Origin of the sequence: Pasteuria penetrans, assembly GCF_900538055.1 — a bacterium.
In the GTDB taxonomy this organism is placed as follows: Bacteria; Bacillota; Bacilli; order Thermoactinomycetales; family Thermoactinomycetaceae; genus Pasteuria; species Pasteuria penetrans.
This window is the reverse complement of record NZ_UZAC03000001.1, coordinates 950,996-969,585: the sequence shown is the minus strand read 5'-3', so window position 1 is coordinate 969,585 and position 18,590 is coordinate 950,996. Positions and strand designations below refer to the sequence as shown.

17 protein-coding genes are annotated in these 18,590 nt (G+C 47.1%); 6 read left to right on the top strand and 11 right to left on the bottom strand.

Annotated features, from left to right (window positions below):
* The first annotated feature begins 216 nt into the window (after positions 1-216).
* Positions 217-1,740: a M1 family metallopeptidase gene (locus PPRES148_RS03890; protein ID WP_149453325.1), complete on the top strand. Its 1,524-nt coding sequence runs from the start codon at positions 217-219 to the stop codon at positions 1,738-1,740.
* Positions 1,741-1,783: 43 nt separating this feature from the next.
* Here PPRES148_RS03890 and PPRES148_RS03885 read toward each other — a convergent pair whose 3' ends face one another.
* Positions 1,784-2,407, bottom strand: coding sequence for a hypothetical protein (locus PPRES148_RS03885; protein ID WP_149453324.1), 624 nt, complete (start codon positions 2,405-2,407; stop codon positions 1,784-1,786).
* A 303-nt stretch (positions 2,408-2,710) separates the two neighbouring features.
* The gene (locus PPRES148_RS03880) at positions 2,711-3,703 is read right to left on the bottom strand and encodes a hypothetical protein (protein ID WP_149453323.1); all 993 of its coding nucleotides are present in this window, start codon (positions 3,701-3,703) and stop codon (positions 2,711-2,713) included.
* A gap of 634 nt (positions 3,704-4,337) precedes the next feature.
* Here PPRES148_RS03880 and PPRES148_RS03875 point away from each other — a divergent pair.
* The gene (locus PPRES148_RS03875) at positions 4,338-4,529 is read left to right on the top strand and encodes a hypothetical protein (protein ID WP_149453322.1); all 192 of its coding nucleotides are present in this window, start codon (positions 4,338-4,340) and stop codon (positions 4,527-4,529) included.
* A 317-nt stretch (positions 4,530-4,846) separates the two neighbouring features.
* Here the strand turns inward: PPRES148_RS03875 and PPRES148_RS03870 are convergent, their stop codons facing one another.
* Positions 4,847-6,589 carry a coiled-coil domain-containing protein gene (locus PPRES148_RS03870; protein WP_149453321.1) on the bottom strand — a complete coding sequence of 581 codons (1,743 nt, stop codon included), beginning with the start codon at positions 6,587-6,589 and terminating at the stop codon, positions 4,847-4,849.
* A 208-nt stretch (positions 6,590-6,797) separates the two neighbouring features.
* Here PPRES148_RS03870 and PPRES148_RS12250 point away from each other — a divergent pair, with 208 nt between their 5' ends.
* Positions 6,798-6,959, top strand: a complete 162-nt coding sequence (locus PPRES148_RS12250) for a hypothetical protein (protein WP_223127941.1) — start codon at positions 6,798-6,800, stop codon at positions 6,957-6,959.
* A 606-nt stretch (positions 6,960-7,565) separates the two neighbouring features.
* On the opposite strand, the gene PPRES148_RS03865 is transcribed toward PPRES148_RS12250, so the two are convergent.
* Positions 7,566-8,288: an LPXTG cell wall anchor domain-containing protein gene (locus PPRES148_RS03865; protein ID WP_149453320.1), complete on the bottom strand. Its 723-nt coding sequence runs from the start codon at positions 8,286-8,288 to the stop codon at positions 7,566-7,568.
* A gap of 38 nt (positions 8,289-8,326) precedes the next feature.
* On the opposite strand from PPRES148_RS03865, the gene PPRES148_RS12245 reads away from it, so the two are divergent.
* Positions 8,327-8,578 (top strand): hypothetical protein, encoded by a 252-nt coding sequence (locus PPRES148_RS12245; RefSeq protein ID WP_223127940.1) that lies wholly within the window; start codon positions 8,327-8,329, stop codon positions 8,576-8,578.
* Between the two features lie 1,063 nt (positions 8,579-9,641).
* The gene (locus PPRES148_RS03855) at positions 9,642-9,947 is read left to right on the top strand and encodes a hypothetical protein (protein ID WP_149453319.1); all 306 of its coding nucleotides are present in this window, start codon (positions 9,642-9,644) and stop codon (positions 9,945-9,947) included.
* Between the two features lie 588 nt (positions 9,948-10,535).
* On the opposite strand, the gene PPRES148_RS03850 is transcribed toward PPRES148_RS03855, so the two are convergent.
* The 7 genes from PPRES148_RS03850 to PPRES148_RS03820 form a co-directional block, all read right to left on the bottom strand.
* Positions 10,536-11,219, bottom strand: coding sequence for a hypothetical protein (locus tag PPRES148_RS03850; RefSeq protein ID WP_149453318.1), 684 nt, complete (start codon positions 11,217-11,219; stop codon positions 10,536-10,538).
* A 239-nt stretch (positions 11,220-11,458) separates the two neighbouring features.
* A complete protein-coding gene (locus PPRES148_RS03845) occupies positions 11,459-12,007 on the bottom strand; it encodes a GNAT family N-acetyltransferase (RefSeq protein WP_187820551.1) in 549 nt (182 codons plus the stop codon).
* A gap of 578 nt (positions 12,008-12,585) precedes the next feature.
* On the bottom strand, positions 12,586-13,059 hold the full coding sequence (locus PPRES148_RS03840; RefSeq protein ID WP_187820550.1) for a GNAT family N-acetyltransferase: 474 nt from the start codon (positions 13,057-13,059) through the stop codon (positions 12,586-12,588).
* Complete coding sequence (locus tag PPRES148_RS03835) at positions 13,050-14,219, bottom strand: YheC/YheD family endospore coat-associated protein (protein WP_149453315.1); 1,170 nt, start codon at positions 14,217-14,219, stop codon at positions 13,050-13,052. The genes PPRES148_RS03840 and PPRES148_RS03835 overlap by 10 nt, the downstream gene beginning before the upstream one ends.
* A 34-nt stretch (positions 14,220-14,253) precedes the next feature.
* Positions 14,254-15,636 carry a YheC/YheD family endospore coat-associated protein gene (locus PPRES148_RS03830; protein WP_149453314.1) on the bottom strand — a complete coding sequence of 461 codons (1,383 nt, stop codon included), beginning with the start codon at positions 15,634-15,636 and terminating at the stop codon, positions 14,254-14,256.
* Between the two features lie 15 nt (positions 15,637-15,651).
* A complete protein-coding gene (locus PPRES148_RS03825) occupies positions 15,652-16,797 on the bottom strand; it encodes a YheC/YheD family endospore coat-associated protein (protein WP_187820549.1) in 1,146 nt (381 codons plus the stop codon).
* The gene (locus PPRES148_RS03820; protein ID WP_149453312.1) at positions 16,772-18,202 is read right to left on the bottom strand and encodes a YheC/YheD family endospore coat-associated protein; all 1,431 of its coding nucleotides are present in this window, start codon (positions 18,200-18,202) and stop codon (positions 16,772-16,774) included. The genes PPRES148_RS03825 and PPRES148_RS03820 overlap by 26 nt, the downstream gene beginning before the upstream one ends.
* A gap of 116 nt (positions 18,203-18,318) precedes the next feature.
* Here PPRES148_RS03820 and PPRES148_RS10905 point away from each other — a divergent pair, with 116 nt between their 5' ends.
* Positions 18,319-18,483: a hypothetical protein gene (locus PPRES148_RS10905; protein WP_187820548.1), complete on the top strand. Its 165-nt coding sequence runs from the start codon at positions 18,319-18,321 to the stop codon at positions 18,481-18,483.
* Positions 18,484-18,590: the final 107 nt, after the last annotated feature.

Sequence of the window (18,590 nt, the reverse complement as noted above, 5' to 3'; positions counted from 1 at the left end):
TTACCAAGAAGGGAATGGGGTCGGACATCATAGATAGCTTTTTCATTATATCTCGTGGGCTGCTAGGGATCAATGATGAGGGTCGGAAGGTACTGGGTAGGAATGTATTTTATAAAAAAAAAATGTCATGTTTAATTGTGGCTTCGGTCATCCTATGCGGGACGGGATTTTTTCTATCCGATTCGGTACTACATCGGGTGGTTGAGGGGGCAGAGGATGGGTGTGGAAAAATGGATCTATGGAAGGATCGTACGACCATGGTGTAGGCGATTCCTCCTGGGTATGATGGTTGCTGGTTTCCTCTTCGGGGCGTTGCTTTCCCCCGTTGGTATGGGGGCTTCTAGGGGGGTGGCTTCCTTTGCACGACCCAAGTATCGAATCACGGCTACGTATGTTCCAGAGAAGCGCGATGTGGTGGGTCACATGGAGCTCGATTTGCCAGTGGATCTCCCGGAGGCGGAGGGGAGTGAGATTTTTTTTCGTCTCTACCCTAATGTTTTTCATAATTGGAAATATGGAAAGTTGATGAAGCCCGAGATGCCCGGCTTTCTAACGGTTCGCAATGTGAAAGTGAACGGTCAGGATGCAGCCGCACGGTTGTTGGAGGATCCAACTATTTTGCAGGTGACGCTGCCCCAGCGGGGATCGGATGCCTTGTTGCGGGTGGAGATGGATTATCATCTCCGTATACCGCAGCATGGTATGCGTTTGACACAGGATGGGGGAACGGCCTTTTTGGCGCAGTGGTATCCGATGTTGGCGGTACGTGATCCAAAGGGATGGCATTTGGATCCTTTTACTACGACGGGGGATCCCTTCTATACACGTGTGGCTGATTTCCAGGTTTCGTTCCAAATACCATCGGGTTATCGAGTGGTTTCTACGGGTAGAAATCCTGAATCCAATGGGACTATGGCAAAAACGGTTTTACAACAGCGTGTCCGCGATTTTACGGCGATGATTACCTCGGAGTATCAAGGGCTTACGAGCGTGGAGGATGGTGTACGCGTCAATCTCTGGTATCGGCCGGAAATGAAGAAATCGGCGCAGGTATTGCACCGCGCCGCTGCCTCTAGTTTGCGTTTTTTCAGTGAGAAGTTTGGTTCGTATCGTGATGAAACGATGGATGAGGTAGATGTGGTGCTGGGTGAGGCGGGATATGGCATTGCTGGTATGGAATATCCAGGGTTGATTACCTCCATAGTAGAAATGGGGGAGGAGAGGACAGGAACAGGGGAGCCTGCTGTGAATGTGGTGGCTCATGAGATGGCTCATCAGTGGTGGTATGGTTTGGTGGGTAATGATCAATCCCGTGAACCGTGGGTAGATGAGGGTTTAACCACTTTTTCTGAATTTCTCTATATGCGCGAGGTGGAGAAGAAGGATGGGATGGCCTTTTTGCGGCGGGCCTCTATGAGGGCTGATGAGGTTCATCGTGCAATGGGTTTGGCCGTGACGGAACCCATTCTCCGGTATCCCGATTCCGTTTATGCCTTGATGGTGTACCTGCGACCTGCGGCGATGATGTTCTCCCTGTCCTCCGAGGTGGGTGGTATGGACTCGTTGTTGTCGATCCTGCAGGAGTACAGTGATCGGTATCGTTATGGAATTGCAACCGGTTGTGATTTCATTCAGTTGGCGGAGTCGCGGTCTGGGAAGGATCTGCGGGACTTTTTCCAAAAATGGCTGTATCAGTTACCCCAGGGTTGTTCGGCCGTCCGTGGACAAAATAAAGGGTAAAAGGGGGGTGTTATCGATGGTGATCGATCCCAATGCGGGGTGTTCACCCCGATAGGGAGTTGTCCTTATGGGGGGAGGACATTTGGGTACGGGGTTTGCGTAGTACCATAAAAGCAGCGGCTGTACCGGTTAGGGCAAGTCCTATGAATAGGGCAAGGAGATGATTTAGGATGGTTCCGGGTTGTCCTCTGTAGCTTGAGAGTGCGGTAGTAGTGTCCCCTTTGCTGGTGGGTGTCTGTGACGCTTCTGCCGTGGCTGGGGTAGATAGAGGAAATTTGTTGTGTAGTTGAGCTACCTTTTCTGCCGATCTTGGCATTCGTCCCATGATCTCCCTCAGCCTGGGTGTTTTGCTTATGAGCTGGTCGTTTTCCCCGTACAAGGACGTGTATAGTTCGTCATAGGTTTGGTATGCCTTCTGAACCCTTTGTTGGCATGTGGTGAATTGTTCCTGGGTGAGGCGGGATGGGTCCTTTCCGCAGGGTTCTTTCTGTAGGGCGTCTAGGATGTTTCGTAGCTGTTTTTCCTGTTTTTCTATGGGTTCCACTTTCCCGGGGACTGGTGGGTTTCCCATGGTTGCCCGTTGTTGAGCATAACCGTTGTCAGAGGTCATCGGGAAGGTGGTGATCAGGGTGAGAAGGAAAATAGTTGCTGGGGATGATGGCCGCACGTTTCTCCTCTTCTTTCTGGTCATGGGATACGTTACTTGTTATGATACCATCTTTTCAAGCGTATGTAGGAGGCCAAATGCGATGGGCGTGGCTTTTTTCCGGTGGGTCGTTTGTGGTGTTCCTCGGGGCATGGATTCGTTGAGGATCTGTCATGGTATATCCTTCCCCTCCCTCTATCGGCATTTTCTGGGAATGGTTGGAAATCAAAGGCGACCCATCCATAGGATTGGGCCGCTCTTTGTGTATCTACATATGACATTTTCAATCCATGATTTGTATAGGTATGGGATCGGAAGGGTTGTTCAACCTTGTTTTCTGCTGGTGATCGCATTCCTACGACGACGGAAGAGGAAAAGGGAAATACCAGCTATTGTTGCCATGGCTGCGGAAAGGGCTATCGTTGTTGGTATGCTGGTTGCTGTGTCGGGTGTCTTTTCTGCTGCTATGGCTCCACCTTTGCTTTGTTGGGGGGGATTACTTACCCTTTTTGCGGGGATCTTGTCCTCGTTCCTTTCTTTGCTGGGGAGAGCTTGATTGTTGTTTCCAGCGACGGATGGTTGGTTTTTTTCTCCCTCTTTCTTTTGTTCTTGTTCCCATACGGGTGTTGCCATTCCATGCTGTCCTGCCGCTGGTACTAGGGTCATGACACCTGGGTTTCCCGCTGTGTATTGTACTAGGTTAGGAACACCCGACATGTGGACCAACAGGGTTCCCGACTGACATTTTTTCATCTGGCACTGCCATGCACCATCTTCCAGGTTCTTTATATCCAATTTCTTTAAGGTTTTCGTCTCGGTATCCACTTCAAGGGCGTATTTTTCCTTTCCGTATCCTACCTCGAGCGTACCTTTATCCTTGTCGTAATCGTTGAGATCAAAACCTGTCTCTGCTTTGAAATCCTTTTTCAGCTGTTCCTTTTTTTCCTTACTCACGTTGGGGTCGGAGAGTGCTTGTATCGTTGCGTCTATTTTTTTTCCCGAAAGTCCTTGGGCTAAATTGTGCGGATTGGTTTTCGTTGGGTTGTTGTTTCCTGGATTATTTTCACTATTCGACTCGCCCCCTGCTCCTGAGCTGTCTTTTTGTGTTTGTGATCCCGACAAGCTCATGTTGGGTGTTTGGTTTGTGTTATGGGTTGGTGGTTTCTTTGTGGTACTGCTTTCCGGTATTACTGATTGTTCTTTAGGTTGGACTCCTTCAGAATGGGTTTCTGCCTTCGTGTAATCGGCCAGATGGAAGGACATTCCGAGAGTAGTGGCCAGGGTCCATAGACCTATTTTTTTGTTTTTAGAATACATAAAGATATCCATCTCCTTTTTTTCTTGCCATTCAAGACACGGGCTGGGTTTGATCCATGAAATCATTTTTTCATCGTGCATTTTCTGGCATCTTTTATCCCATAGATTTTTTTTACTATCTTTGGGCGGTGTACCCTATGGATTGGGAGGGGTGTGTATCTCTATTTTGACTGGGGTCTATGGCACTCATGTGGGACTAAAAACTTTGAAGGTTCAAACTAGATCGACTAGTGAACCGGTATTTCTCCAGAAGGCCTAACAAACCGACGACGAAGGGGTTGAGATAGGGATCTTTTTATTTTGCGGGGATTGTATAGGGGGAGACAACGTGAGTCCTGAACAGTGTGGATAGGGTTGCTCAATATCCCGCGTCCTTCATCTTATACCATAAACAGTATCTATCGCAATATGATTGGAAACGATCTTTAAAATTATATGGAATGAGAGTTGGGATCATCTGTTGTTCTCAGTAGGTCTTCCATGGGATGGGAAATAGGTTGTGGATGGCGGTTGGAATGGGGTTCCTTGGTGTTTCTTGCAGTGGGATGATCTAGAAGTTTCACTGGCCCCTTTTCCCCTGTTTTTAAGGTTCATTGCAATCGATTTTGTGGTGACGTAGTGGGAGTGAGAGGGGATGGGGTGGGTACTGGGATCGTTTCGTATCTTCAATGGGGGAAAGTGTTTTCTGTTGTCCGGTTCCTTGTTTCTTCTTCTATGGGGGATGATGATAGGCTGCTATGAGAGTGGTGGGATACTCTTAGCATTTTCTTGTGCTATCGATCCTTTTGATCCAGTGATCTCTTGGACCACGGTGTCCGTAGCTTAGGGTATCCGTTGGTAGGGCAGGAGGAGGGGAATTTTTTTGGGAAGGGGCTGATGCAGAAAAACAATCTTCTCGATTTCGTATCTATTGTTAAGTGGTTGGTTCCATGGACAGGGTAAAAGGTGACGTGGACTGGAATAGCGAACGGTTTCCGTTACCATTATGTACATACCAACAATGGGAATGTTTTTTTTCCTGTGTACCCTATCCCTGTCCTCGACTGGGGGATGGTTGTTCCCATGGTCGGAATGGTCGGAATAGAAAAAGTGGCCTATCCTAAAGGATAGACCACAATTTTTTATTCCAATGATCGGGGGTGCCTAGGACCGACCGTTGTTTTTGATTGTGTTTTTTCGACGACGGATAAAGAACAGGGCAGCCACGGCTGTTATCATAGCGGTTGCAGAGAGTGCAATAGCTGTTGGCATGCTGGTGGCTGTGGATGGTACTGTGTCCCCTTTTTCGCCTTTGGGGTTCCCTGCTACTTCGCGTTTCGTACGGGTTGGACCCGGTTCGCTGCTGGGAGAGGGTTTTCCTTCTACTCCGGGGCCCTTATGGTCCCCCTTTTCTTTTCCAGTGGGTTTTGAGGAATCGCCTTCAACGGATGGTTGTTTCCCATCTGATTTTGGGCTAGCAACTTGCCCTGACGATGTGGGTGCTGCGGATGCACTAGGCGCTACTGCGGATACACCAGGTACTACTGCAGGTGCTATGCCGGTGGTGAAGGGTGAAACGGTTACTACCTGGCCCAGGGTGCCATAAGTTCCTGCCAGGTATTGTACCATCTGGAGGGAACCACCTATGTTCATGAGCATGTATTGCCCGGTCTGACACTTTGCTAGCACGCATGCTTTTGCTGCTTCCTCTTTATTATCCACGTTGATGATTTTGAGATCCCCATCCTTCGTGGATTTGAGGGTAACTTTTGCATTGTTGTAATCGAAATAGACTTCACCCTTTTCTTTATCGAACCCCTTGTACTTTAGGCCTGTTAACTGGGTGAAGTCGTTTGTGATCTTTTCATATTTTTCCTTGTCCTCTTTTGTCATATCAACTTTTTTCAAAAATTCCTCAAGGTCTTTCTTTGTAACGGGTATATTGTCTGGTGAAACCGGATGACTTGTTGATTGTTTCCCAGCTGTTTCTTGTTCTTTCGCTTTTGTTACTTTTGCTCTCGCTTCTCCTTCTTTTCTTTTCGTTTCTCTTAGCTGTTCTTGCACCTCTGCTATTTGTCTTTCCAGTTCTTGTTTTCTCGATACTGTCGCTCCCGCTAATTGTTTTCTCAAGTTTGTTATTAGTCTTTGTTTTTCTGTCGCTTCTTCTTCTAATCTTGATACTTCTGCTTCCGCTCTCTCTACTTTTCTCGTTGCTTCAATGGTTTCTGCTTGTTTTTTATAACTACTTAATTTTGTTTCCGCTTTTGTTTTTTCTTGTTCAGAATTAGTTAATTCTGTTTCCGCTATTGTTATGTCGTTGTTAAGAGCGGTTTTTTCTGCATCGGTCTTTGCTTTTTCTTTTCGTATCCTAAGATCGTCTAATTTTTCTTTTGCTTTTGTTGCTTTTTCTGTCATATCGTCTAAATTTGCTTTCAATCTTCCTATCTCTTGTACTCTTTCGTTGTTTTTCGCTTCCATTACACTATTTCTCGCTTCTGCTGCTGTATCTAGCAAACTCTCTCTTTCTTCTCTTTCTATTTCTAATTGTAGTTTCCTTTCTGTTAATTTTAAATCTCCTAATCGATCTCCTAATCGATCCATATCTTCTTTTGATACGCTTCTTGTTTTTCTTAGTCTTTGTTCTGAACCGGTTTCCGTATTCACCGACGGTAGGTTCTGGTTCTGGTTCTTACCTAGGTCCTGGTTCTGGTTCTTACCTAGGTCCTGGTTCTTACCTAGGTCCTGCTTTGGCTGGTCTGGTGGTTCATTACCATTATTAGGTATCGTTCCTGTTTCTTCATTTCCTCGCGCGCTGACTTCCATATCCACCGAGCTTGTCGTTATCATTCCAAGGGTGGTTGTCAGTGATAGTGCCAGAAGGCATAATTTTCTCTTATTGCAACGCATAGAAATTTCCATCTCCCTCTTTTTTGTAACCGAAACGGGACTTTGAATGGGATTTCACTTATACCTTGTTGTGATTGTACATTTCCCTGAAACCATTTCCTATCAGGGCTTTTTGCCTTGTTAAACAAGTGTGCCTGGGGTAGGTAGGTATATTGTTCGGGAACGGCGTGAACCCCTCGTCTATTTTTTATGGTGGGGGGTTCCATCCATGTTGGAGCTGGCTTCCCCAGAAGGGATCGAACCAAACTCCATTCGAAGTGGATATGTTCCTTCCCCAGGATTCAGCAAACCGACCAAGAGGGTAGATCAGGGATCTTTTTTTGTTCTCAAGGATTGTGGGGATAACACGAATCCCAGGCAGTATCGATAGGATTACTCAACATACTGCGCCACCTATCATATACCAAAAGTGGCATCCATTGCAATCTACCTTGAAAACAATATGCGGTACAATCACAAAATGGCTAGTTTGGGGGTATGAAGTGGGGTAGTGTTTCCATAGAGCAAAGAGTGGGTTATGGTTCCCTTTGCTAGGGAATTTGTGATCCGAAATCCTTTCTGTTGACGTACTTCTGAACCTAGTGGGGGGTGGACAATAGGAAGATACGTTTTTATTTAAATAAATTTTATATAATGCTGTATGTAATTCCAGATTTGTTCATATTTATTTTTTCAATATGGAATATGAATTTATATGTCAGGGGCTAATATTGAAAACTTTATCAGGGAAAGGCACTCTGATCCTGGATTGTTATGTCCATTGGAATAAAATATATTCTCATTTTATTTCCATAAATATTGTTACAAAGTATCCATACCAATAAACAAAGTCTTGAGTAGTAACACCGTAAATGGAAGGGGGTTGTTCACCTCCCAAGCAATTGTTCCCCTTTGTTTGGTAGCAGAGGGGTTGAAATAAGGAAAGAGACCCACCCCTGAGGTGGATCGCTTTCTCTATTCCAATGATCGGGGGTGCTTAGGCCCGCCCGTTGTTTCTGATTATGTTTTTGCGACGACGGATAAAGAACAGGGCAGCCACGGCTGTTATCATAGCGGTTGCAGAGAGTGCAATAGCTGTTGGCATGCTGGTGGCTGTGGACGGCACTGTGTCCCCTTTTTCGCCTTTGGGGTTCCCTGCCACTTCGCGTTTCGTACGGGTTGGACCCGGTTCGCCGCTGGGGGAGGGTTTTCCTTCTACTCCGGGGCCCTTATGGTCCCCTTTTTCTTTTCCAGTGGGTTTTGAGGAATCGCCTTCAACGGATGGTTGTTTCCCATCCGATTTTGGGTTAGCAACTTGCCCTGACGATGTGGGTGCTGCGGACACACCAGGTACTACTGCAGGCGCTATGCCGGTGGTGAAGGGTGAAACGGTTACTACCTGGCCCAGGGTGCCATAAGTTCCTGCCAGGTATTGTACCATCTGGAGGGAACCACCTATGTTCATGAGCATGTATTGCCCGGTCTGACACTTTGCTAGCACGCATGCTTTTGCTGCTTCCTCTTTATTATCCACGTTGATGATTTTGAGATCCCCATCCTTCGTGGATTTGAGGGTAACTTTTGCATTGTTGTAATCGAAATAGACTTCACCCTTTTCTTTATCGAACCCCTTGTACTTTAGGCCTGTTAACTGGGTGAAGTCGTTTGTGATCTTTTCATATTTTTCCTTGTCCTCTTTTGTCATATCAACTTTTTTCAAAAATTCCTCGAGGTCTTTCTTCATAACGGGTAGATTGTTTGTTTTATCTGCTTGTTTCGGGGTTCCTGTTCCTCCTGTTTCTGGAGCTGGAGCTGCTGGAGCTGCTGGATCTGCTGGACTTGCTGGATCTGCTGGATCTGCTGGATCTGCTGGACCTGCTGGAGCTGCTGGACTTGCTGGAGCTGCTGGAGCCGCTGGAGCTGCTGGAGCTGCTGGAGCTGCTGGAGCTGCTGGAGCTGCTGGAGCTGCTGGAGCTGCTGGAGCTGCTGGAGCTGGCCCCTTTGCGTTGACCTCGCTACCCACTGAGCCTGTCGTTATCGTTCCAAAGGTGGTTGTTAGTGTTAATGCCAGAAGACCTAATTTTCTTTTATTGCAACGCATAGAAACTTTCATCTCCCTCTTTTTTGTAACCGAAACGGGATCTTGAATGGGATTCCACTCATACCTCGTTGTGATTGTACATTTCCCTGAAACCCTTTCCTTATCAGGGTTTTTTACCTTGTTACTAAGTGTGTCTGGAGCAGGTTAGGTATATTGTTTTGGGAACGGCGTGAATCTCTCGTCTATTCTTTTTGTAGTGGGGGGTCCACTCGTGTTGGAGCTGGCTTCTCCAGAAGGGATCAAACCCAATTCCATTCGGAGTGGATATGTTCCCCCCGAGGATTCAGCAAACCGACCAAAAGGTAGATTAGGGATCTTCTTTCATTCTCAGGGATCGTGGGGATAACACGAATCCCAAGCAGTGTCGATAGGATTACCCAACATACCGCGCTGTCTATCATATACCAAAAGTGGCATCCATTGCAATCTACCTTAAAAACGATATGCGGCACAATCATAAAATGGCTAGTTTTGGGGGTACGAAGTGGGGTAGTGGTTCCATGGGGGCAAAAAACGGGTTATGTTCCCTTTGGCTAGGAAATTTGTGATCTGAAATTTCTTTTGCTGACGTGCTTTTGAATCTAGTGGGGGGCTGACAACAGGGGATACATTTTGCTTCTTAACATAAATTTTATATAAAATATTATATATCATTATGTTTATAATTACATTTTATTCATATTCATTTTTATGTATATATGAAATTATGAAGTTATATGTAAAGAGCGAAATGTTGAAGACTTTATCAGGTAAGTATTCCGATTTTTGATTGTTATGTTCATTTAATATAGAATGTATGCATTTATATTAAATGAATGTTATTATGAAGTATCCATACTCATAAACAAAGTCTTGGGTAGTAACACCGTAGGTTGTTCGCACTCCCCTCCAGACAATTGGTTCCCCCTGTTTGATAGTAAAGGGTTGAAATTAAAGAAAGAGACTCACCCCAGGGGGATGGACCACTCTCCTATGTCAATGATCGGGGGTGCTCAGATCCGTCCGTTGTTTTTGATGACGTTTTCGCGACGACGGACAAAGAACAGGATAGCCGCGTCTGTTATTGCGGCGGTTGCAGAGAGTGCAATAGCTGTTGGCATGTTAGTGGTTGTGGACGGTACTGTGTCCTCCTTTTTTGCTTTTGGGGTTTCCTGCCATTTCCCGCTTACGGGTTGGGCCCGATTCGTCGTTGGGGGAGGGTTTTCCTTCTATCCCAGGGTTCTTACGGTCTTTGCCTTTCCTCCCAGTGGGGGTTGTTTGGGGAAATGTCCCCGGTGAAGGTAGCTTGTCCCCATCTGGCGATGTGGGTGTACCAGGTATTACTGTAGGTGGAATGAGTGAAACGGTTACCATCTGGTTTAGAGTGCCATGAGTTCCCGCTAGGTATGGTACCATCTGGAGGGAACCGCCTATGTTCATGAGCATGCATCTGCCCGGCTTGACACTTTTCTAGCATGCATTTTTTGCTGCTTCTCCTTTAGGGTGTCGGGTCCAAAAGTATGGGTGGCATGGGTTGGGTCCATCTAGGTATCCCCTACCTTACTTTCTATTTTTGCTTCTTATGTAATCATAACATTCTATCCATTAATCCATTCATTCTATATGTAAGACTTGATATAATATGTACTTTTATTTATTTTCAAAGTCTTACTATTCGAATATAACTGTGCCCGGGTAGGGTCTATCCCTATCGTTCCCAATCTAAATCCTATATGAATGATATTCTATACACCTGTCCTCACTATGTAAGCACCGGTTCCATCATTTGTTTTTGGAGCCGAACGACATGGGAGTGTTCATTTGATTCTACGAGGAGCCTGGTTGAAATGCTGGGCTCATTCGACACACCTTTGGGTTTCCTACTACTCATCTTCTTTTCTTGTGGACCAATGTTTCCCATTCCTTCAGGTATTCTTGGTATTCCTTTCTGTACTTGAGATCCATCTCCTCAATTTCTTGATTGGAATCTTTCCTGCTAGCGGCTCTTTCTGAGCAGTCCAGATTCATCTCGGTTTCCTTCATTGTACTGATCTTTTCGTTCCGAAGGTTCTGGTAACGACTCCACAGATTGGACATTTCAATACTCAGCATCCCAATGTCATCACACATTTCCCTGTAGATTCTCATATGGTCCTCTTCATACGGTTTTGGGGTTCCCTGGTATTTGGGTGTTTCCTCTGCGGCCTCTGGGAGTGAGAGGGGAATGACGTTGGCAGTGACTTTCTTATGTAGACCCCCAATCATTCCAAAGTATACTACTATTGTGAGGGGAATTGATACTTTCCTCATCGTCTGCCTCTTCACCTCTATTTTTAGGTATTTTTCAGTATAATGGAGGAGTATGTACATTGTCATAGTATAGTGAAAGGGAGGGTAATGCAAGGGATATAGGGAGGGTGGATGAAGATAAGAGGATATACCTTTATTAAAATAATATAGTATGTTATGAATTATACTATTTTGCTCATATTTCTTGTTTCTACATACACGTACTATAAATCTGAATATCAAGAGGGTTGCTTTCTTCGGTCTTGTGGCCGGGGTAAGCAAATTCGTAGTTCCCCTACATGGTAATCATGTTCCGTTAGGGAAGATAGGGGAAAAAATTCCCTCTGGGGTACCTTCAGGCCGATCGCGAAGGGCGGATCACCGTAGATCGTGGCTTGTCTCTTTCAACGGGGGAGAAAGATCATTTCATTGGTACATTATGTGATATAATTCGTTACTTACTAATAAATATTAAAGTTTTTTATACAACAAACATTTGGATCCCAAAGCCCGATCCTTCACTATCGGGCTTTTCTTGGTGGGAGAAAGGTTTCGTGTGTTCTCGCAATAGAAGGGGTCCAGTCGAAGGTAGAAGGGGGGGCCTTACTCCCCCCAATGAAGTGGAGTGCGGGTTTTTTGGTGTCATCGCGTGTCATTTTGTAGGCAGACAAACCACAACCAAAGAAGAGATTGATACAGGGGGTATTATCAATGGCTACTTGTACATGGAGAAGATCGAGACATTGTAGGGAGGAGTGAAGCAATCTCCTGCCGATTCCTTGTCTCCGAAACTCCGGATGGACCACGATACAGGAATGATGCCCATGTTGGCTACTAGCAAATACGCCAATCAAATTTTTGTTTTCAAAGACCGTCGCCATGTATGTGCCCTTGACTTTGAGGGAGGCTGGTGTCAGGTGTCTCAGCCAACATAGGGTTGCGAGGGTGATGCGTTTCTCCCCATAACGATGGATGAAGGCCAGAATAGGTTTGTGCGCCTTTTCCCAATGGGAATGGGAAATCCGAACGAGGTGTTGTAAGGGGAGTCGTTGCTTCACGACATGCCGCATGATTCCTTCCTCCTCCATAAATGGACCCTCTGTGATTCGTGAGCGTGTTCCCCAACAGGGTTCTTTATTGCAGTCCTTGTTTTGGTTTATGTCGCGGGGAGGATAATATTCAATCATGTTTGTGCCCATGGGTAGGTATGGTATGGTTTCCTAATTTATGGGATGAGGGTGGAATAGGTGGGTACCCCCTATATATTCCATATCATATCACTATTGTTTCCGTCCTCCATGGGACGTTTGTCCCTTGATCCTATGGTAGGAAGGGCATTCCTTAGGGTATTTTGCCTGGGCTTTTGATAGTAATTTTAAATAATTTATATGTAATATGATTTTACTACAATGGGTGAATTTTCCTTTGTGTGCGCAACGATCGTAAACAGTATTGTTTTGTAATAAGACATGTTGTTATTGTATAAGGATGGGGGGAGTCTGGATGTCAGGTAATGAAATGCAAAGAGGCCCGGATCGTGGTGTCCGAGCTTTTTTATAGGGGATGGGTCTATGGAGTCCTCCGATACTAGGGTATTTTTATCAGGGGCCTGGGGGATGGAAAGGGATGATTCCATAAATTTAGAATCCTAAGGATCCAACATTATTTTGTCAAGGGAAGGAATTGCTTTGCCCCCGATGAAATGGAGGGTGGATTTTTGGGTAATACCACGGGTCATCTTATAGGCTAACAACCCGCAGCTAAAACAGAGTCTCAAGCTGGCTATGTTGTCAATGGCTACCCTGGCATAGAGGAAATCTAGTTGTTGCAGCGCGGCCTGCAGCAACTGTTCGCCGACGCCTTGACGGCGGAATCTAGGATGAACGACAACGCAAGCGTGGCGCCGACCATGTTGTTGGATGGCAAGTACACCGATCAAGGTACGTCTGTTGAACATAGCTGCTATGTAGGTTCCTTTGATTTGTAAACCAGTGGACGATAGTTTTCCCAACCAACGTCGGGTCCTATGGGTGATGCGGTCTTCCCCATAGCGCCTTATGAAGGTAAGAATGGGTGCACGTGCGACATCCCACTGGGAAGGGGATACCGCGATCAACCGCATGGTTCTGTTTCCCCCATGTTGGAGGTAATAGCCAGGCATTGATTGAGGTAAAGAGAGTATTCAATGAGATTTCGCAGGGAGCGGGCCCGAATGCCCGGTTCATCGAACTTCATGGGTTTGGCGTTCGCTTCTAGAAACCATAGGGATCCTTTGGGGTCGATCCCCCAGTCGATGGACATTTCACCGATCGTTGAGCCCTGTTGTTGTTCAATATGGCGGGCTAGTGAGATAGCGGTTAGATTGATGCATTCCTCCAGCATTTTGGCTTTAGATCCAAAGACATTGGTGAACACAACGTGAAGGGGTGCAATTTTCCCACCACGGGGCACATGGGTGGAAATGGACGTATCCCCAGCAATGCGAATGCCGGAACCGGTGACTTCCCAATCCCCCTTGCCATTTTTTTGTACCAGTGTTCGGATATCAAACGGGCGACCTTGGTAGCGGGCTAGTTCAACTCCCTGTTGAACAAGATATCCCCCCTTATTTTTTTGTTGGCGCATGATCTGTAACCATAGGGAAGAAAAACAAGTGGGTTGTTGTCGGATGTGATGCTGTCGCAGCTGATGGATCAACTCAAAACCTTTGGGTGTTGATTGTGCACGCATTAGATGGATACCGGCCCTCCCCTCGACCGGTTTGATATACAGGGTTGGGAATTTTTTTAACATTTTTTGCAAAGAGCGCGGGGTTAGGGGCATGGTGAGTGGGGTAAGCTTGCGAAGCTGGGGGGAGGCGAGGAGTTTTTTATGGATGTGCCATTTGTTGAAGAAACCCGGATTGAAGAGGTGGATATGGGGGGATTTGTGAAGGGATCGTAACAACTGTTGTGTACGTGGATGTTGTTCTATTTTTCGGTTGGGGAGACGGTTGTAGATCACGCGGGGGAGTGGTAGTAGAATAGGTGACCAATCTTGCGTACGAGGATGCAAACGGTATCCTTTTACCCAGCCATTGGAGTTTTTTCGCAGAAAGCTGCGTGGGGTGATGATCAGGACAGAAACGCCCATTTTTTCTCCGACACGGGCAATGTCAGCAAAATTTTTATGATTGCCACGAAAGAGTGTTTGGCCGTCTGCGGTGAGAATGCCGAGACAGGGGAATTCTCCGAATTTTCCTGTTTGTGGAAACGAGATAGGGATGGTATCCAGTTTCGTCACGCAAGATCCCTCCTTCCGCGGCAAAAGCACAATTTCACTGAATGAAATTAGCTAGGCGTAGGCTATAATCAGTAATACATTTGGCGGACTCCCTACCTGCCTCCCGTAAGCTGGGATGGTTGAAGATATGGCGTCCAGGCTTAGCATTGACCTCAAATAACCATACATGGCCATTTTTATCGATGCCAATGTCTAGTCCCAATTCACCCAGCGGGCCCGTGGTAGTTTGCGATTCCAATGTTTCCGCCGTCTTGATGGAGGCAGTGACGATGTTCTTGTAAACCGTTGTGGATTGAGGGCCAAAAATAGCCGCCAAGGCATCTTTGGAGGAGGTGATATGTCCCCCTGTGCGTATATGGGTCGTTATGGAACCTGGTCCAGCGATTTTGCAGCCAAGGGCGACTGCCTTCCAGACGCCCTGACGGTTCTTATGCATGTGCACACGAAAATCCATAGGTCTACCATTGTACCGAATCAGGGCAATATTTTGTTGTACAAGGTAATTCCGGAAACGTTCCGGTTGATGACCAAAATGGTGATGCAACAGCTGGTCCAAGCGTTCGAAACGGTGTAGGACCGTTCGTCGCGAGTGAAAACGACACAGATAGGAATGGTCAGGGGGTTTCGTAATACGTAGGATACCTAGTCCTAGGCTACCCCGGCTCGGTTTGAGGTAGACAATATGATGTCGTTCCAACATATCCTCAATGGTTTTCAGAGAAGGGGCAAGAAAGGTTTCCGGAATCCAAAAGTGGGTAACGGGATGTTGGCTCAATAGGCGGTGGATTACCCATTTGTCAAAAAATCCCTGATTGAATATTTGGCAACCTCTGGTTTCGCGGAGACGGAGAAGACAAGATTGGACATGCTTCAGATTTTCGGAACGTCGGTTGGGGACACGTTCATAGACAACATCGGGGAAGGGGGAGATGTATCGGACCCAACGCTTTGGTCCCTTTCCCATATGCCGATAGTACCACCCCGAGATGGAACGCTGTTTTTCGTCTACCATTTCAGGTGTGAAAACGAACAAGAAGGCATTTTCACTGGCCCCTGCCTCAAGGAACCAACGGAAAAGGGAGGAGCGTTTTCCAAATGGATGGGTCTGATTACCGGTGTAACCTGTGGTTAGAATACCAATCAGGGGTCCTAAACGCAGAATTCCCGCGTCGTAGACAATTCGTATGGGTCCCGCATAGGGGAGGAGTAGTTGTTGTGCCAATGTGTTGGAAAGGGCTAGTTGGGGCCTGTTCCCTGGGACCTGGAAAATTTGTACCTGTGTGAACCGATTCCCCAGTTTCAACAATATTTGTTTACCATGCGTGCATCCGATGCGTTTGTTGAGTGCTTTCGTTACTGTCAGTCGTTGGGCGGGTCCTTTATGGGTGAGCAGGATTTTGCAAATTGAAGCGTGCATAAGTTTCCCGTCCTCCTAGGCACCACCGTGCATCTGTGTTAGCAGGGAAGCAGCATAGCGAATGGGTAGGTGGATCGATTTCCTGCGGACAGCCCGTTCCGCCGTATGGAGAAAAATGGCCCTCCCCGGTTTGGAGTTTACTTCTAACAACCAAGCCCGTCCTCCGGGATCCAGGCCGATATCGATACCCAGTTCTACCAATTTGCCGTGAGTAGCCTCCAATGCCCCTGGAACAAGGTTTCCTATTTTTTCAAATTGTTCATAAATGGATTCGCGTAGGGAGGTGGGGTAGTGTTGGCTGAGAAAGCGGGCCAGGACCTCAACCTGTCCACCACCATGCAAGTTAGCAGTAATGGTATGGGGTTTACCAATTCGGACGCCCGCTCCTGTAATGTTGAACTGCCATCGTTCGTTTTTTTGGACGAGTAGGCGGATATCAAAGGGCTTTCCGGAGGGTGTTTGCAGGGGAAGGAAGGTTTGAACGATGTGTTTTTTGAAACGTAGACGTGAGGTGATCCATTTACGTAAGGATGCTAGACCACGTACCTTCCTATGAAAGGTCTCATTGCTGAACGTGCGTCCGCGGAGCTGAAATAGTGATTCGGATGGGTTTCCAAGGCACTCAATAGCTACCACACCCCGTCCCAGGCTGCTCATATCGGGTTTGAGGAGGGCGGATGTATGTTGTTGCAGGAATTCTATTACAGTTTCTGTATTTTCACATAACTCAGTGAGTGGCAGAAAAGGCAAAATTTCTTTCTGTGTTTGTAGCAATTGGTATGTTTTCCATTTTCCTGCTAACGGTCTACCCAGAAACCGGACCTGGGGATCCTGGCGGAGCCGTTGAATGAAGGTTCGATAACGATAGTGCTGTTCGCGACTTCGATAGTAACAACGGTCGTATAGGAGAGAGGGGAGGGGTTCACGTTGCGAAGACCATTTTTCCTTGGTTCCTGCGTTGGAATTGTGGTGCCATGCTGTAACCGTTCGTTGCTGCCAGTCAATGGAATCGGGGTGGAGAATGATTACACGTAGGTTGTGGAGACGGCCAATTGTGGTCAACTGTGAAAAAAAGGCGGCTTCAGAAAAGGGTGGTTGGAGTCCCGGACGTTCACAGGTAAGAATCCCTAGTGTTCTATTGGGATTCAGGAGTGGTGCCATATTTCTCGTGCCCTCCTTCCTTGGCTGCCATTCCAGCGAGATATAGGGTATAGGCCAGCAAACGTCGTACGGAGGGCCTTGGTGCGTTCGAAGACAAGGCATCAGAATTAGGAAGGGTTCCCTCCCCCTTAGAGGGTTTAGAGTTCACTTCAATGAGCCACCATTTTCCATGGATATCGATGCCAAGGTCAATACCGAGTTCAGCGTAGTGTCCCGTAATTTGCTCCTCGAAGGCTTGTGCTACCTGTAATGCCAGATGATGCCATACATGGGAATGGTTATGGGGTGGAAGTGATAATTGGGAGATGACTTCGGTCGTTCTCCGGATGGTTCCCCCACGTGATACGTTGGAGACGAACTGTTGGGGACCAGCAACCCGGGCCACAGAGGAGGTGGTACACCAGCTTCCCCTTCCATCCTTTTGTACGAGGACGCGTAAGTCAAAGGGACGGCCCTCGCATTGGGCGAGTTGAAGGCCTTTTTGGATGAGATAGGGCCGTTTTTTTATGTTATTTCGTATGAAACGAAGTAGGTTCGTTGCCGAGGGTGCGGTGTGATTATGGATGCCGTTGGGCAATGTGCGTTGGCAGATCCATTGCCGGGAGGGTGCGCGGAGTACACGCAGAATTCCGTAACCACAGCTTCCATGGTTGGGTTTGAGATAGAGAATGGAATGTCGTCGTAGCATTCGAAGGAGATTGGGTTTGGTGAAGGGGATCGTTTCGGGGAGTAGGGGCCGTGTATGACGATTCTGTCGGAGTTGCTCGTAAACTTGTTGTTTGCTTAAGAAACATTCATTAAAAATAGGGATACTATATTCATCTCGCAATATATGCAGTAATTTTTGTATGCGCTCCCGTAGTTCCGCATGGCGAGGGGCAATGCGGTTGTAGATGATGTCGGGAAGGGGGAGGGTAACGGGTAACCACTCCCGGTTGGCGAGAATCCAGCCTTGTGTTTGTCCACGGGAAGGATCCAGACGTTGGGTGGTGAGTATGGCCACCTGGAGGCCGGTTTTCTTGCCTGTTTTGGCACATTCGATAAGGAAGTCTTCGGACGTTCCGAAGGGTGGTTCAAAGGGCTTTTTTGTTGATTCATGGAAGAGGATGCCCAGGAGGGGTCCTAGTCGAATATGAGATGCCTTGGGATCAAAGTGTGCATGGAAGATGGAGTCTTTCTGGACCTTGAGACTAGCTGCAAGGGCGGTGCTGATGCCGAGCTTATGGGTCGGGAATGAGGGCTGTTTCCTGACTGTGGCGAGGGACACGAGTGATCCATAGGAAATGGAGATGATGGCGGGTATCTTGCCAAGCTTTTGTGTCGTAAGGGTATTGAGTAGGATATATTTCCCTTCTCCATGGAGTGTGGTGGCGACCACCTCTACTTGAACTTTTGCAAGCCCCATGCGAATCCCCTTCCCGGCCACCCCGTGGAATTGTAAATACTAGTAATCGTTGTATGGATTGGTTTGTTATGATGTATTGTCGGGGAAAGCTTTTGTGTGGGATGGAGAAAAACCCTTTGCCTTCATGGTATGCACGTAGGGGGGACGAGGTGCAGGGGGCATCCTATGGCCCACGAAAGGGTGGCCAAGTGGATGGCTTCATGGAAGGATATGCGAATCTAGACAGGTCTTGCGTCCTTGTCAATGTTTGGGATATAATTTCTCGATGCCGTGGTGGGTAGAGCTAGGGAGGTTATGTTTCGGGGGATCTTTGCTGGGATGTCGAGTGGTACTAAGGTAGATTGAATTCTATTGGTTTATGCCTAGTTTGGACGATCTGTTGTTGGGC

What these genes read in the sequence shown, in the direction of transcription:
- PPRES148_RS03890 (WP_149453325.1), top strand. Translation starts at nt 217, where the DNA reads ATGGGTGTGGAAAAATGGATCTATGGAAGGATCGTACGACCATGGTGT.
- PPRES148_RS03880 (WP_149453323.1), bottom strand. Translation starts at nt 3,703, where the DNA reads ATGTATTCTAAAAACAAAAAAATAGGTCTATGGACCCTGGCCACTACT.
- PPRES148_RS03875 (WP_149453322.1), top strand. Translation starts at nt 4,338, where the DNA reads ATGGGGTGGGTACTGGGATCGTTTCGTATCTTCAATGGGGGAAAGTGT.
- PPRES148_RS03830 (WP_149453314.1), bottom strand. Translation starts at nt 15,636, where the DNA reads ATGCACGCTTCAATTTGCAAAATCCTGCTCACCCATAAAGGACCCGCC.
- PPRES148_RS03855 (WP_149453319.1), top strand. Translation starts at nt 9,642, where the DNA reads ATGTCAATGATCGGGGGTGCTCAGATCCGTCCGTTGTTTTTGATGACG.
- PPRES148_RS03825 (WP_187820549.1), bottom strand. Translation starts at nt 16,797, where the DNA reads ATGGCACCACTCCTGAATCCCAATAGAACACTAGGGATTCTTACCTGT.
- PPRES148_RS03845 (WP_187820551.1), bottom strand. Translation starts at nt 12,007, where the DNA reads ATGCGGCATGTCGTGAAGCAACGACTCCCCTTACAACACCTCGTTCGG.
- PPRES148_RS03820 (WP_149453312.1), bottom strand. Translation starts at nt 18,202, where the DNA reads ATGGGGCTTGCAAAAGTTCAAGTAGAGGTGGTCGCCACCACACTCCAT.
- PPRES148_RS03840 (WP_187820550.1), bottom strand. Translation starts at nt 13,059, where the DNA reads ATGCGGTTGATCGCGGTATCCCCTTCCCAGTGGGATGTCGCACGTGCA.
- PPRES148_RS12250 (WP_223127941.1), top strand. Translation starts at nt 6,798, where the DNA reads ATGTTGGAGCTGGCTTCCCCAGAAGGGATCGAACCAAACTCCATTCGA.
- PPRES148_RS03870 (WP_149453321.1), bottom strand. Translation starts at nt 6,589, where the DNA reads ATGCGTTGCAATAAGAGAAAATTATGCCTTCTGGCACTATCACTGACA.